Annotated in this window: 6 protein-coding genes; 3 read left to right on the plus strand and 3 right to left on the minus strand. The window is 74.4% G+C overall.

The features are described from left to right. The first annotated feature begins 20 nt into the window (after nucleotides 1-20). On the plus strand, nucleotides 21-935 hold the full coding sequence (locus K8640_RS11520) for an NlpC/P60 family protein (protein ID WP_223747093.1): 915 nt from the start codon (nucleotides 21-23) through the stop codon (nucleotides 933-935). Between the two features lie 14 nt (nucleotides 936-949). Here K8640_RS11520 and K8640_RS11525 read toward each other — a convergent pair whose 3' ends face one another. Next, nucleotides 950-1,300, minus strand: a complete 351-nt coding sequence (locus K8640_RS11525) for a DUF2019 domain-containing protein (RefSeq protein ID WP_141324046.1) — start codon at nucleotides 1,298-1,300, stop codon at nucleotides 950-952. Further along, the gene (locus K8640_RS11535; protein ID WP_223747094.1) at nucleotides 1,300-2,655 is read right to left on the minus strand and encodes a hypothetical protein; all 1,356 of its coding nucleotides are present in this window, start codon (nucleotides 2,653-2,655) and stop codon (nucleotides 1,300-1,302) included. The genes K8640_RS11525 and K8640_RS11535 overlap by 1 nt, the downstream gene beginning before the upstream one ends. Before the next feature lie 162 nt (nucleotides 2,656-2,817). Between K8640_RS11535 and K8640_RS11540 the strand changes: the two genes are divergently transcribed. Beyond that, a complete protein-coding gene (locus K8640_RS11540; protein WP_223747095.1) occupies nucleotides 2,818-3,240 on the plus strand; it encodes a hypothetical protein in 423 nt (140 codons plus the stop codon). A gap of 39 nt (nucleotides 3,241-3,279) precedes the next feature. On the opposite strand, the gene K8640_RS11545 is transcribed toward K8640_RS11540, so the two are convergent. Further along, nucleotides 3,280-5,814: a protein kinase domain-containing protein gene (locus K8640_RS11545; protein WP_255652969.1), complete on the minus strand. Its 2,535-nt coding sequence runs from the start codon at nucleotides 5,812-5,814 to the stop codon at nucleotides 3,280-3,282. 223 nt (nucleotides 5,815-6,037) lie between these two features. Here K8640_RS11545 and K8640_RS11550 point away from each other — a divergent pair, with 223 nt between their 5' ends. After that, nucleotides 6,038-15,595: a flagellar hook-length control protein FliK gene (locus tag K8640_RS11550; protein WP_223747097.1), complete on the plus strand. Its 9,558-nt coding sequence runs from the start codon at nucleotides 6,038-6,040 to the stop codon at nucleotides 15,593-15,595. Nucleotides 15,596-15,604 lie beyond the last annotated feature (9 nt).

Raw genomic sequence — 15,604 nt, forward strand, 5'->3', positions numbered from 1 at the left:
CTTTGTTGGAGGGTCGTCGGTTGTCCAGTCCTCGCCTGCTCGCCATCGTTCCGCTGTGTGCCCTCATCGGCTGCGCCACCGTGAAGTCCCGCGACGTCGGGACCGCTCCGGAGGTGATGCCTTCTTCAGTGCCGGAGTCCACCGGGGAGGGCACCCAGGTGCCCGCGTCCGACACGACTCCGGCAGTGGCCCCCGAGGCTGCGTCCGCGAGCGAGATGGTGGCACCGGTGGTCGCGGAGGCACCTCGCGGCGAGCGTGCGCCGGCCGTCGTCGCCACCGTGATGTCCGAGGAGAAGGCCCGGCCGCTGGTGACGGGGGTCATCTCCGCCGCGCTGGAGGCCGTCGCGCTGGTCACGAGTCCGGCGACGGACTCCGCGGGGTTCTGGGAGGCGTACCGCACGCCGATGCAGCTGGCGCGGCTCATCGTGTCGCGCTCGATGCAGCTCGTCGGTGAGCGCAACCTGGGGCGCGTGAGCCGGGGGATGCCGAACGACTGCTCGGGCTTCGTGCGGCTGGCGTATCTCTCCGCGGGCATTGATTTGGTGGCGCACGGCTTCCTCGCCGGGGAGAACGCCGTCTCGGCCATCTTCCGCCGCGCGACGCAGGGGGGCCGGCTGCACCAGCACGCGCCGCGTCCGGGCGACCTCGTCTTCTTCCGCGAGACGTATGACCGCAACCGCGATGGTCGCCGCAATGATGGGATGACCCACATCGGCGTGGTGGAGGCGATTGGAGAAGACGGCACCGTCACCTTCATCCACCGAGGCAGCAAGGGCGTGGCCCGCAGCCGCATGAACCTGGCCCATCCGGACAAGCACCAGCTCTCCCAGGGGGGCCCCGTGGTGAACGACTTCCTGCGCCCGGCGAGCAAGGGCTCTCGCGCCTATGTCACGGGGGAGCTCTTCGTCTCCTACGCGTCTCCCGAGGGGCTGTAGATTTCCGGTGGTGGCTACTCCGGGTCCAGCGCCCAGGTTCCGTTCTCCCAGTGTTTCAGGGTCATGATGGCGTCGAGGGCACCGACGCCTCCTTCCTTCGCCGCCGCCTCCAACACGGCCTTGGCTTCTTCCGTCCGGTAGCGGAGCAGAAAGCCCGCCGCCATGGCGCGAACGTCCGTGCGGGGATGCGTCAGCAGGACTGTGAGGGCTTCTCGACCTGCGTTCCCCTGGGCTCGGAGTTGCTGAAGCGCCGCGATGTACTGCTTGGCGTGGCGGTTGCCCGTCCTGGCATCTCCTCGCCGGATGGCATCGGTCTGGGCCGCGACGTTCTTCGCGATTCGCTCGACCAGTTCCTCCAGCGTCATCACCAGAGCCCCTTGCTCACGTTCTCGATGGCCAGCAGTCCGAACTCGCGCTGCGCCTCATACGACTGCGTGCTCAGCCACTGCCTCACGGTCTGTGTATACGACTGCGTGATGGGATGGCGAATCGATGAGTAGAGGGCGCTGACCTCCGTGTGCAGGTCCTTGTTCAAGGGGATGATGTTCTCGGTGTTGTGGAGGGACTGGGGGCCGAAGCGCGTCACATTGCCCGGGGTCTGCTCGACGATGTGGTGCCACTGCTTGTCCTGGCCCGCCGGGCCCATTGCCTTCTTGAATCCACTGAACGAGCCCCAGGCCTTGTAGCCCGTAGGACGCGTCTTCGCGGAGGCTCCGCCTCCCTTGCCGCCGGCCGCCATGGCCACCGCGTTGGGCGCGAGGGCGATGGTGACGGTCTCCGCACTCACCGCCACCGTGCCGACGTCCGCGACCGCCGCGAGCCTGATGCCCAGCTGGGCTTCGGCCTGCACCGCCGCCTGCGAGGCGCCGGGAAACTTTGGCACCTTCGCCCCCAGGCCCGCCGCCGTGTTTCCAATGGCGGCGGTGGCCAGCATGGCGAACGCTCGCGCCGCGTTGCGGCCCATGACCTGGCCGTAGCGCTCTCCCGCCTCGCGTAGCTCGTCGAACGTGGTGGCCTGCTCTGCCTCCTCCACCAATCGCTTGAAGCCCACGATGAGGCTCCAGAAGGTATCGACCCCGACATAGGCGATGAGCGAGGCGGTCATCACCGCGGCCACGCCCTTCGAGAGAGGCTCGGGCACCGCGAGCAGGATGCAGTACGTGGTCCACGTCCAGAGAACCGCCGCCATCACGGCCTGTGGGTCGGCCAGGTCCTTGAAGGCATCCATCATCTCTTCCCACACGACGCCCTGTGCCAAGGCCATGGCCAGGGCGTAACGGCCATCGCCGGTGACAGTGGAGGTCTCCACCAGGATGCGCAGACAATCGCCGGGCTTGTTCGAGCGTTCGCACCAGCGCAGGTAGGCACGCGTCAGTTCCACCTCGGTCGTGGGTGGTTCGCCCTCCAGGTGGGCGCCCGGTCCCAGCGGGATGACACGATGAACGCGTGGCTCGTACAGGTACGCACCGCTGCGCGAACCCACCTCGAACAACCGCCGGGCTGCATCCTGGGGATGGGGGGATGGCCGCACGCTCTGGGTTAGCGCTTCCACGGCTTCAACGAAGTCGTCTTCGTCCAACTCCACTGGCGCGCCATCGCCGCTGGTAGGGGTGAGGATGGTGGGCTCGCCGTGGCCCGTGTGCAGGCGCACGGACTTCGTGGTGCCGCTGCATCCGGCCAGCATCACGAGCAGTAGAGGAAGCGCCCATCGTGGCGGCATGCGGAGCCCTCGCGCTGGCTTCCGTCCGCGGAAGCCCATCGTCGACCTGTGGTCGTGGAATATTAGTTGGACCAACTCCTACGCGTCTCCCGAGGGGCTGTAGATTTCCAGTCGACATCCCGCACCCCGCGTGGCTTTGAAGCTCCGCGAGGTTGTTGCGTCATGTCGGGCATGAGAATCGCCCTGCTTGTCGGTGGTCTGTTGCTCGCCTCGGGCTGTGTCGTGCACTCGCGCTCCGAGCCGCGCCCCGGTCCCTCGCGGCCTCCGCCCCGCCCGTCCTCCATGTCCTACAAGGAGGCCGTGGACCGGGGCTTCGGGGAGTGTCGCTCGCGCCGCTATGACTGCCGCCTCAAGGAGGCGCACCGCACCGGACGCGATGTCTGGAAGGTGAAGTTCGAGGCCTCGGCGCCGGGCGCCCGGGGCCACCTGCACCTCGAATACGACGCCTTCTCCCGCAACCTGCTCAGGGTGGACGAGAAGGTGAAGGCACGCCGGGACAGGGACGACGATTGGGATGACGACGACCACCACCATCACGGTCGCGGCAAGGGCAAGAAGAAGGGGCACGCCCACCGCGACGACTGACGCGCGCCGCGCCGCGCCCGGGACGGGATTCCCGGGCCTTCAGCCGCCCTTCTTGTTCAGCCGCTGCAGGGCCCGGTTCGCCTCGGCCTGACCGCAGTCTCCGCTCTTGCCGACCTCCAGCTCCGCGAGGCGGACGAGGGCGGGGACGGCGTCCATGTTGCCCAGCACGCCCAGCCTCCGCGCGGCGAGCCGGCGCAGCTCACACTCCTTGGCCTCCAGCGCCTTGGCGTAGCCCTCGACCAGGTCGAACCCGTCCGTCTCCTTCGCGGCGTCCAGGTAGCGCACCGCGCCCCACTGCTTGAGCGAGAAGTCGCTCTCCACCAGGTCGATGAAGTACGGACGCACCCGCTCCCGGGGGATGTTGCTCAAGAGCTTGCGCAACTCGTCGGAGTCCTTGCGGCCGTAGTCCTCCGCGAGCCCGTCCAGAATCGAGTCCTCCACGCCGGCGCGCCCCTCGTCGTCCAACGTGGCGAGCAGCACCCGCTCCTTGTCGTGATTGCCCAGCGCGTGGTGCGTCGCCGCGAGCGCGCGTCGCACCGAGGCCTGCTTCTGCTCCTCGTTCGACGTCGCGTTCAACAGCGCGAGCGCCTCCTCCGTCCTGCCGTCCTCCAACAGCGACAGGGCCCTCACCGCGGGGCGATTCAAGTGCCACACCCACGCGGCGACGAGCAGCAGGAGCACCCCCCCCAACGCGCCCGTGTGCTTCGGCTTCGCTCGCGCCAGGGCCACGGTGGCCTGGGCGCGTGCCTTCAACTTCGCGGGCGTCAGCTCCTCGCGCAGCCACGGACCCGCCGCGCGCAGCGCCTGTCGGGGCGAGAAGCCGCGCACGCGCTGGAGCCGCTCACGGGCCCGCTGGGTCATCGAGGCCCAGGCCACGCCCGTCCTGCGCAGCGCCGGAGCGATGTGCACCGCGAGCGCGCTCTGCTTCTCGAAGCGGCCACCGAAGGGCGGCCCCTCGGCCATCCGCAGGCAACGGTACAGCTGGAGCTGCTCCTCGCGGCCGGGCAGGGTGATGGAGCCACACGGCTCCACCTCCGCCTCGGCGCGGTTGCGCGCCAGGTTCACCGCCTCCGTGAAGGTGACCTCGCCCGCGGCGGCGACGTGCTCCACCGTCTCCACCACCTCCATGGGCTCGCCCAGCACGGTGTCGGCGGTGAGCAGCACCTCGCCCGCGTGCAGGCACACGCGCACGTTCAGCCGCTCCCCGTCGGGCAGCGCCTGGTTGTGGCGCCACAGCTTGTCCTGCATCGCCATGCCGCACAGCACCGCCGCGGTGGGCGAGCGGAACACCACCAGGAGCGCGTCCCCGCGCTTCTGCACCAGCCGCCCCTCGTGCTCCTTCACCAGCGGAATCAGCAGGCGGTCGTGCGTCTCCAGCATCCGCGCGTTCTCTTCGTGCGTCTGCCGGCTGGTGCGCTCGGTGAAGCCCTGGATGTCGGTGAGCATCACCGTCAGGTTCTGCGGCTTCACCACCGAGTTGCTGCCGGACAGGGACGGGCTCGCGCCCGACGGCCGGGTCCCGAAGGCCGCCGTGCCCGTGCGCGCCGTGCCCGGAGGCAGGCTGTGCGCGCCCGGGGTGGCCACCGCGCCATACGCGGCCGTGCCCTGGCTGATGCGCTGGGACGTGGCGGGCACCGGAGCGTCCGCGCCGCCGAACACGGAGGTCCCGGTGGGGCCGGGCGTGGCCACCACGGGCGTCTCGCCCGTGCCGAAGACGGAAGTGCCCGAGGGTGAGGTGACGGTGGCGGGCATCCCGACGTAGGCGGGCGTGCCCAGCCCCGGCGTCAGCGCGGAGAGCGAGGCGTGGGCCGCGGCGAGGGCATCCGCCAGCTCGTGCGCGCTCTGAGTGCGCTTGGCCGGGTTCTTCTCCAAGAGCTTCATCACCAGCGACAGCAGGCCGATGTAGCGCGACAGCGAGGGGGCGGCCCGGTCCAACGGCAGCGGCGCGTGCGAGGCGTGCTGCGCGAGGAAGTGCCGCGCCTGGGGCCCGTCGAACGGCAGGCGCCCGGAGAGCACCCGGTAGATGAGCACGCCGAAGGTGTACAGGTCGCTGCGCGTGTCCACCTTCGCGCCCACCGCCTGCTCCGGCGACAGGTACTCGGGGGTGCCGAGCACCACGCCCACCTGGCTGACGTTGCTCTGCGCGTCCGGCTCCACGAGTCGCGCGATGCCGAAGTCGAGCAGCCGCGCCTGCTCACCGCGCGCGCCGGGGGAGATGAAGACGTTCTCCGGTTTCAGGTCGCGGTGGATGATGCCCTTGTCGTGGATGGCGGCCAGGCCCTCCGCGAGCTGGTGGAGCAGCGGCAGCGCGCGCCCCGGCGGCATGGGCCCCCGGGTGAGCACGTCGTAGAGGCTCTCGCCCTCCACGAACTCCATCACCAGGCATGCGTGATCTCCCGACTCGCCGAAGTCGACGATGTGGACGACGGCGGGGTGCTCGACGGCGGAGAGGAGGCGGGCCTCGCGCTTGAAGCGCTCGGCCATGCCGGGCTGGGCGTTGAGGTCGTGGTGCAGGACCTTGATGGCCACCTTGCGGCCCAAGGAGACCTGTTCACCCAGGTACACTTCCCCCATGCCGCCCGAGCCCAACGGACGGAGGACTCGGAAGCGACCGTCGAGGACGAGAGAGTCGGGAGCCAGCACGCCGGGCGCATCTTGTCCGACTTCGCGCTCGCGCGCATGACGAACCGCACGGGGGCGGCCCTGGGGCCGCTCTGCCCCTCCGGCTGCCCCCCGGGCGGGGGATTGCCATAAATTTCGGGGGCTTGGGCACCGTGGTAGCGTCCAGGCTCCCGCGATGGCCAACGAGAGCGACTCCCCCAAGCCCACCGCGGCGCCCGATGCGCGCGCCGCCGCACCCGAGCTGCGCCTGCTGGACCGCAGGGCCTTCGTGGGCTTCCCCGCGCTCGAAGTCACGCCCGGGCTGCGCATCTCCGACTTCGCCCTCCAGATTCCGGACGTCAGCTTCCCCTTCAACGTCAGCGCCGGGGCCACGCGTTATCAGCGCAAGAAGCTGAGCTTCGGCTTCCTGGAGCTGAGCGTCGACGCGGACCTCGTCACGCGGCGGGTGGCGGAGCTGGCCGGGAAGCTGGCGGGCATCGAGGAGCTGCGGCTGCACTTCCGTCCCGGCTACCTGGAGGGCCAGGGGCGGCTGCCCGCGCCGGAGCGCACGCCGTTCACGTTCAAGGTCGCCTTCGACGCGGATGGCGAGAAGCTCGCCATCTACCTGTACGACGTGCGGCTGTACGGCTTCTCGTCGACGCCGTCGGTGCAGGTGCCGGGGCTGTTGTCCGCGGCGGTGGGCGCGCTGGCGCTGGTGCCCGACGTGGAGGTGCGCGGGGCCTCGGGGTTCTCCACGCGCGTGCTGCCCGCGCTGTGTCAGCTGGCGGCGGTGAGCCGTGGCTACAAGATGCCGTCCCTGGACACGGCGCGCCTGTCCGCCGCCGAGGTGTCGAGCACGGGCCTGCGGCTGCGCTTCGCGGCGGGGGGCCTGCCGCCGCCGTCCGCGCCGGACGAGGAGCTGCTGCTCACGCTCGAGGGCGCGCGGGCGTTCGCGGACGCGGAGGGGCTGGTCGCCCAGGGCCGTCTGGCCGAGGCGCGGCAGGTGTATCTGCAGGCCGGGGACGCGCAGGACGCGCACCCGTTCGCGGCGGAGCGGCTGTTGTCGCTGCTGGTCGCGGACCCCCAGGCGCACGAGCTGGCCCTGGACGTGGCGGCCACGCTCCAGCGCAGGCGGGACCGGAGCCCCGCGGCGCTGTGGGGCGAGGCGGTGGTGCGCGAGCGCCGGGGCGAGGGGGCTCGCGCGGCCGAGCGCTATCTGGCGCTGTGCGCGCTGGCCCGGCGCACGTCCGAGGAGGCCGCGGCCTTCTTCTCCGCCGAGGCCGCCGCGCGCTGCTCTCGCGACACCGCGCCCCAGGTCGCGGTGAAGGCGCTGCACGAGCTGCTGGGGCTCAAGCCGGACCACCTGCCGTCGCTCAAGGCGCTGGCGCGCGCGTCGGACCAGGCGCGCGACAGGGCCGGCGCGGTGCGGGCCTATCGCCGGCTGGCGGCGCTCGCTCGCGACCCGCACGAGGCCGCCGACGCGCACGTGCACCTGGCCCGGCTGTGCGCGCAGACGGAGGACGACATCGCCGGCGCGCGCCTGCACTGCGAGGCCGCGCTGCGACTGGCGCCGGACCAGGCCGATGCGCTGCTGCTGCTCGGTGAGCTGTGTCACCGCGGCGGCGAGCATCTGCGCGCGCTGAAGGCGTTGGACCGCCTGCGCGAGGTGTCCATGGCCCGGCACGAGCTGGACCGGGTGGGCCACGCCGACCTGATGGCCGGCCGCGTGTGGGAAGAGGGCCTGAAGCAGCCGGAGAACGCGCTGCTGCGCTACCGCGAGGCGGTGTCGCTGCTGCCCGGCGAGCCCGAGCCGCTGTTCGCCGCCGCGCGCGTGGCGGAGGGACTGGGCCGGCTGCAGGAGGCGCTCGCGGGCTACCAGCAGGCGCTGGAGCTGGCGGGGCCGGCGCCGCGCTCGGAGGGCATCCGCCACGCGGCGCATGCCAGCCACCACGCGTTGGCCAGGCTGTACCGCTCGCGGCTGGGAGACCCGGCGCGCTCGCGCGAGCACCTGGAGTCCGCGCTCGCGCTGGACCCTCGCGACGCGCTGGCGCTCGAGGAGCTGATTCCGTACTTCCGCATCACCGGCAAGTCGCTGGAGCTGGCCGACGCGCTGGAGAAGTCCGCCGCGCTCCAGGACGAGCCTGGCAAGCGCGCCGCGGCCTGGGCGGAGGCGGGCGAGCTGTACCGCGGGCGGCTGCAGCAGCCGGAGAAGGCGGAGCGGCTGCTGCTGCTCGCGCTGGAGGCGGACGCCGACCACCGGCCGTCGCTGGAGTCGCTGCTGGCGCTGGCCGAGGCGCGCCGCGACGGTCCGCTGCTCACGCGGTGCCTGTCCGCGCTGGCGCGGCTGTCCACCGACGTGAAGGAGCGCGCGCAGAAGTACCGGCGCCTCGCGGTGGCCGCGCGCGACCTGGCGTTCGACCTGGACCTGGCGGTGCACTCGCTGCAGGAGGTGCTCCGCGCGGAGCCGGATGACCTGCCGGCGCTGGGTGAGCTGTGCGCCCTGCAGCGCAAGCGCGCGGACATGGCCGGGCTGGCCGTGGCGCTGGAGGAGCGCGCGCGGGTGGCCGAGGCACAGGGCGACAAGCGTCTGGCGGCGGCCGCGCTGCGAGAGCTGGCCGGAGTGCTGGAGGCCCGGCTGGGGCGCGTGGGCGATGCGCTGGTGGCGCTGGAGAAGGCGGCGCGGCTCGCGCCCGACTCCGCGGTGCTGCTGGACCTGGCGGACCTGTCCCTGCGCTGCGACCGCCCCGAGCATGCGCGGCGCGCGCTGGAGTCGCTCTTGTCCACGCTGCCTCGCACGGCGGCGCCGGAGAAGCTGGCGGACGTGCGGGCCCGACTGGGACGCGCGTGCGAGATGCTCGGCGACCGCGAGGGCGCCATCGCCGCGTACGCGCAGGCGTTGCCCTTGCGCCGGCTGGACGACGCGCTGGCCGCGCGGCTGGAGGCCCTCTACACGGAGGCCGGCGAGACGCAGGCGCTGGCCGAGCTGTGGGCGGGCCGCGCGCAGGCCCTGATGGGCGCCGAGCGCGCCGAGGAGGCCGCGCCGCTGTTCCTGCAGAGCGCTCGCGCGCTGCTGGAGCGGGGCGAGAAGTCCGCGGCGCTGCTGCGCCTGTCCGCCGCGCTGGAGGCGAGCCCCGAGGGCCCGCTGGCGGCCGAGGTGCTGGAGTCGCTGGCCGAGCTGGAGCTGGAGCGGGGCGAGAAGCTGGAGGCCGCGCGCCTGTACGCGCGCCGCGCCGTGCTGGTGCCCGAGGACCGCGCGGGTGCGCGGCTCCTGTTCCGCGCGTCGCTCCTGGCGGCGGGGACCAGTCGCGAGGAGGCGTTCCTCGCCGAGGCGCTGGAGCGCGATGCGTCCTTCGCTCCCGCGCGGCAGCGGCGGGGTGAGCTGAAGCTGCCCACCGATGCGCGGGCCGCGCTGGACGACTTCGAGGCGGTGCTGGCGCTGCCTCCCGTGGACGCCGACGCGCCTCGCGAGGCGGAGCGCGTGTCCCTCACGCGCAAGGCCGCGGGCGCCGCCGTGCGCGCGGGCCGGACCGACTCCGCGCGCCGCCTGTTGGCCGAGTACTGCATCCGCGCGCCGGAGGACCTGGACGCGCGCGTGGAGCTGGCCAGCCTGCACCGCAAGGCGGGCGCCCGCGAGGCGCTGGCGGACCTGCTGGTGGAGCTGTGGCCGCGCCTGTCCGGCGAGCCTCGCCGCGCGGCCCGTCGCGAGCTGGCGGAGCTGTCGCTGTCGCTGGGGCGCGCGGGCGCGGCGATGGACTCGCTGCGCAGCCTGCGCCTCGAGGAGCCGCACGACACGTGGGCGGCGCAGGCGCTGCTCGACTTGCTGCCCCCGCCGGGCACGGGCTCCGTGGAGGAGGAGGCCGAGCGTCTGGAGCTGTTGGGCGCCCTGGTGACCTCGTCGTCGGGAGAGGAGCGCGCGGAGTTGCTCGCGCGCCGCGCCGTGCTGCACCGCGCGGCCCACCGGGTGTCCGCCGCGCGAGAGGACTTCTCCGAGGCCGCCACGCTGTCTCGCCGCCCCGCGCCGCTGCTGCTGGCGCTGGCGGAGCTGGCGCGTGAGTCCGAGGACGAGGCGGGTGAGCTGGAGGTGTGGCGTCGCGCGGTGGTCGCCGATGCCCAGCTCGGCGCGCGCGCCCGCGAGCGACTGCTCGCCCTGGGGACGACGCTGGCGGAGAAGGACGTCCGGCCGCTGGCGCGCGAGGCGCTGCTCGCCGCCGTCGCCCTGTCGCCCTCGGAGGCGGAGCGCTGCGACGCCTGGTTCACCCTGGCCGACCTGGCCCGCCGTGACGAGCGTCCGGACGAGGAGGCCACCGCGCTGGCCGAGGCCGCGAGGCAGGGCCCCACGCCCCGCCGCGTCGAGGCGCACCTGGCCCGCGCCGCGCTGCTCGAGTCGCGCGGAGCGCTGGCCGATGCGCGCGAGAGCCTGCGGGCGGCGCTGGCGCTGGCGCCCCGACACGCGGGCGCCACGGCGTCGCTGCTGCGCGTGCTGCGCACCCTGGGAGACTGGGCCGCGCTGGCCGAGGTGCTCGCGGCCGAGGCGCCCCACGCTGGCGCGGGCGAGGCCGCGACGATGTACTCGGAGCTGGCGTCGCTCTACCTGGAGCGACTGGACCAGCCGGGCCCCGCCGAGGCGGCGCTGCGCCACGCGCTGCGGCTGACCCCGGACGACGCGAACGCGCGGCGCCAGCTGGTGTCCCTGGTCGCGGGCCGGGGCGAGCTGCGCGAGGCCGCTGCGCTGCTGGAGACCGCCGCCGAGAGCGCGAGCGCGACGGAGGCCGCCACGCTGCTGCGCGAGGGCGCCGCCTACGCGCGCGACGCGGAGGACCTGGAGCGCGCGCTGAAGCTGTCGCGCAAGGCGCACGCCCTGGTGCCCGCGCGCGGCGCGGAGCTGGCCTCGCTGGCGGAGCTGCTCTACCTGCGCGGCGCGGTGGTGGAGGCGCTGCCGCTCCAGGAGACGCTGGCGCTCGCGGTGGACTTCTCGGGCGACGCCGCGTCCGTCGACGCCGCCGAGGCCACCTGGCTGCGGCTGGGCGAGCTGGCGGAGAGCGCGGGCGAGACGAAGCGCGCGGTGGGCGCGTACCGGAAGCTGCTCGCTGAGCGGCCCCTGTGCGAGGCCGCGGTGCAGCGGCTCTCCGCGCTCCTGGAGAAGGACGACCCGCGCGGCGCCTTCGAGGTGCTCGTCACCCACGCGCGCTCGCTGGCGCCGTCCGAGGACACGGTGCGGCGGCTCGTGGTGCTGGCGGACAGGGCGCGCGCGTCGCTCGCGGACGCGGGCGTCGCGGCGTCGCTCTTGTCGCACGCGGCGCAGATGGCCCAGACGCCGCTGCCCCTGCGACTGCGGCTCGCCGCGCTGTACCGCGAGACGGGTCGCTCTCTGGAGCTGCTCACGGAGCTGCGTCAGGTGGCCGCGCTCAGCCTCCAGGTGGGCGACGTGGCGGCGACGCTCGCGGCCTACGACGAAGAGGCCCGGCTGGCCGAGTCCACCGGCCGCGCGGACGACGCGCTGCGCGCGCTCGCGGATGCACGCGACCTGCTGGAGTCGCGTGGCCGTCCCGCCGAGGCCGCCGTGTCCGAGCGCCGCCGCGCGGAGCTCTTGCGCGACGTGAAGCTGGACCTCTCGGCCGCGGAGGGCGCGCTGGACCGGGCCTTCTCGCTGGCGGAGGACCTGGGCACCGCCCGCCTGGGCGCCGCGCTGGCCGAGCGCCGCGACGACGCCGAGGCCGAGGCCCTGTGGCTGGAGCGCGCGCTGCCGCTGCTGGACGACGCCAGGCAGGCCGCGGCGCTGCGGCTGCGGCTGGCGAAGCTGCACCTGGGCGTGCTCGCGGACGCGGAGGAGGCGGAGCGCTTCCTGCGCGAGGCGCTGCGCGAGGACCGCTCGCTCGAGGAGGCCGAGTCGCTGCTGGCCCGGCTGCTGGAGCGCGACGGCCGCATGGCGGAGCTGGCCGCCTGGTACGAGGAGTGCGCCGAGGGCGAGCCGGACGCGGAGCGCCGCGCCGAGCTGCTCCAGCGCGCCGCCGTGCTTTACCGCGACAGGGCGGGGCGCCCCGACGCGGCCGCCGCGGCCTTCATCGCCGCGCGCTCGGCGCGCCCGGACGACCTGGACCTCACCGCGCAGGCCGCGGAGCTGTTGCACGAGGTGAAGCGGCACGCGGACGCCGCCGAGTTCGACGCGGTGCTGCTGGAGGCCGACCCGTTCCGCGAGCCCGTCTTCACCCGGCACCGCGCCTTCCTGGAGGAGTCCGAGGACAACCAGTCGCTCGCGGAGCTGATGTTGCGGCGCGCCCAGCGTCAGTCCGACGTGGACGCCGCGGCCAGCTACCTGGCGGCGGCCCGGGCCTTCCGCGCGGGAGGCGCCCGCGAGCGCGCGCTCTTGTGCGAGGACCGCGCCTTCGAGCTGGACCCCGCGAGCGTCGAGGCCTTCGAGCAGGTGCGCGAGCGCGCGGCCACGGACGTGCGCCGGTTGTCGGAGCTGCTCGCCCAGCGCGCGCGAGCCCTGCCTCGCGAGCAATCGCTGCCCCTCCTGCGCGAGCGCGCCACGCGCCTGCTGGACGCGGGAGAGGCGCTGCTGGCCGCCGAGGCCTTCGACGTGTACCTGGCGAGCGCGGGCGACGATGTGGAAGTGCTGTCCGCCCGCGCGGAGCTGGCGGCTCGCAGTGGTGGCCCCGCCGCCGCGCGGCCGTATGACCGGCGGCTCCTGGACGCGGGGGGAGACGCGCTGCCGGTGCCGGTGCGCGCGCGGACCTGGCTGCGGCTGGGCCACGCGTCGCTGGGCGCGAACGCGTACCACGACGCGGCGGATGCCTTCGAGTCGGTGGTGTCGCTGGAGCCTGACGGCGAGCGCGGCCGCGAGGCGCTGTCGCTGCTGGCGGAGGTGCACTCGCGCACGGGCAACGCGCCGGGCCTGTACCGCGCCTCGCTGCAGCTGGCCCGGCGCGCGGAGGACACGGCGACGGCGGAGGTGCTGTACCGCCGCGCGGCGGACCTGTTCGAGGACCCGAGGGAGGCCATCGACGCGCTGCTGCCCCTGGCGCGGCTGCGTCCCGCGGACGCCTCCGTCATCGACCGCGCCGTCGCGGGCCTGCGCGCGATGGGCCGCCACGGCGACCTCTTGGCGGTATACGAGTCCGGCGCCGAGGCCGCGGGAGGCGCCCGCGCCGCCGAGCTGCTCCTGGCCGCCGCCACCGTGGCCGCCGAGTCGCTCGCGGACGCGGACGCGGCGTGGGAGTTCACCCAGCGCGCCGCCGAGGCCGCGCCCGAGGACGTCACCGCGCTGCGTGCCCTGGTGACGGGGCTGCGCGAGCGCCGCGACACGGGCCGGCTGCGTCAGGCCCTGGAGCGGCTGGTGCCGCGCCTGGAGGACGCGGACGAGGCGGCCCTGCTGCGGCTGGAGCTGGCCGCGCTGCTGGAGGCCGAGGGCGAGACGGCCACGGCCCGCGAGGCGCTGGAGGCGGTGGTGGAGCGCGGCGCCGCGGGCGCGGGCTACGCCGTCGCGCTGGAGGAGCTGGAGAAGCTGCTGACGGACGCGCCCGCGCGCCGGGCCGAGGTCCAGGTGGCCCGCGCCGAGCTGACGTCGGGGCGCGAGCGTCGCTCGCTGATGCTCGCGGCGGCCCGTGCCTTCGAGAGCGCGGGGCGGCTGCCGGACGCGCTGAAGGCGGCGAAGGCCGCGGCGGCCGTCGAGCCGGACGTGGACGCGACGCTGCGGGTCGCCCACCTGTACCGGGCCTCGGGCGAGGCGCCCAAGGCCGCGACGGCGCTGCTGCAGGCGGCCCGGCTCGCGTCTCCGGACGAGCGTCCGCCGCTGCTGCTGGAGGCCGCGGACCTCTGGGAGAAGGCGGGCGAGCACGGCGAGGCGCTGGAGGTCATCGAGCGCATCGCCACCGAGGCGCCGGACATGCTCGCGCCGTCGGAGCTGGCGGAGCGCTTCGGACGGCTGGGCGCCTTCGCCCGCGCGCTCGAGGTCGGCTTCGCGCCCGCGATGCTGGCCGGCGAGCTGACGGACGCGCTGGCCATGGCCGCGCAGGCCGGCGACGCGGCCCGCACGCGCGAGGCGCTGTGGGCCCTGGTCGCGCAGGCGGACGCGGACCCCGCCCACGCGTCCGCGCTCGCGGACGGGCTGCGCGCGGAGCATGACGCGGAGGGGCTGCTGGAGCTGGCGGCCCTGTCCGTGTCCAGGGACGCCGCCTTCGCCGTGGCCCTGCGCGACGAGGTGCTGCGCGACCCGGACGCGCCCGAGCTTCAGCGCCTGCGCGCGCTGGAGGAGCTGTCGACCGACGCGGGCTTCGCGGCCCGGCTCACGCTGCTGTTGCCCGGCCTGGAGAAGCACCCGGAGGTGTTCTCGGAGGCGGTGCTGAACCGGGTGCGCGCGCTGCCGGACGCGTCGCGTGTGGAAGCGCTCGCCATGGCGGCGGAGGGCTGGACGTCCCGCCGCAAGTCGCTGCTGCTCGAGCGCCACATGCTGGAGTTCAGCCTGGGCCGCTTCGACGCCGCCGCGCGCACGCTGGGCCAGCTCATCGAGGTGGAGGAGGACGCGCGCGCACGCGCCACCCTGCACCTGGAGCAGGGCGAGCTGTTGCTCAGCCCGCTGGAGCGGACCGACGAGGCCCGCGCGGCCTTCGAGCGCGCGCTGGAGGATGACGCCACCTGCGTGACGGCGCTGCACAACCTGCTCGCGCTGGTGGACGAGGCCGAGGACCCGGCCGTCTTCGTGTCCCTGGCCGAGCGCCTGGTGGCGACCGAAGGGCCCGCCGCCGCGACGCAGCACCGCGAGCGCTGGGCGGACGCGTACGAGATGCTGGGCCAGGTGGCCGAGGCCGCCGCCCAGCTGGAGGCGCTGCCGGAGACCGAGGAGCGCCTGGCCCGCCGCGCGAGGCTCGCGGAGGAGCGGGGCCTGACGGGCGAGGCGCTGCGGCTTCGCGAGCGGCTCACCGACGAGCCGGGGATGCTGGAGTCCATCCTGCGCGGCTACCTGGACGCGCAGCTGGTGGCGCCCGCGGCCCGGCTCGCCGAGCGCCTCTTCGACGGCGCCGGCCTGTCGCCGGAAGTCCTCCGCCTGGCCTGTGAGCGGCTGTCGCCCGTGTCCGAGGGCGCCGTGTTCGCCACGCGCGTGTGGCCGGGGCTGTTGCGCGCATCCCCGCTGGACGTGGATGGCTGGACGCTCTACGCCGAAGCCCTGCGGCTCGTCGGACGTCAGGACGCGGCCGAGCGCGCGGATGGCATCGGCGCGGCGCTGTCCTCCAGCACGGCGCTGGTGACGCGCGTGCCGGTGTCGCCGCTGCCTTTGCCCTCGGGTTTCCAGCACGCGCCGCCCGCCCGGGTGCTGCCGGTGACGACCGAGAGCTTCCCGCGCCTGTTCGCCGCGCTGCGGCCCGCGCTGACGTCCCTGGGCGCCGGGGCGCTGTCGGTGGGCGTGGACCCCATCGGCGGGGTGGAGGCGTACCTCACCGCGCCGGACGCCCTCGTGCTGGGCGCGGGCGCGCTCGCGTGCTTCGACGCGGTGGAGCTGGGCTATCTGTGCGCGCTGGCCCTGGCGCTCGGAGAGGCGGGCGTGAAGCTTTCCCGCCCGGGCGAAGTCCCCGGCTTCGACGAAGCGGCCGTGGCGGCCTTCCGCGCGGTGCCCTCGTCGCTCGCGGCGGGGCGCGTGCTGGCCCGGCTGGATGCCAAGGTGCGCGGGGGTGACCCGGCGCGGGTGGATGTGGGCGCGGTGCTCGCACAGGGGGAGACCTTCCGGGCGGTGGCCCTTTGCGTGCTCGACCTCGGGTAGCCGTGTAGC

The sequence above is a fragment of the Myxococcus sp. XM-1-1-1 genome, from assembly GCF_020037095.1.
Lineage (GTDB): Bacteria > Myxococcota > Myxococcia > Myxococcales > Myxococcaceae > Myxococcus > Myxococcus fulvus.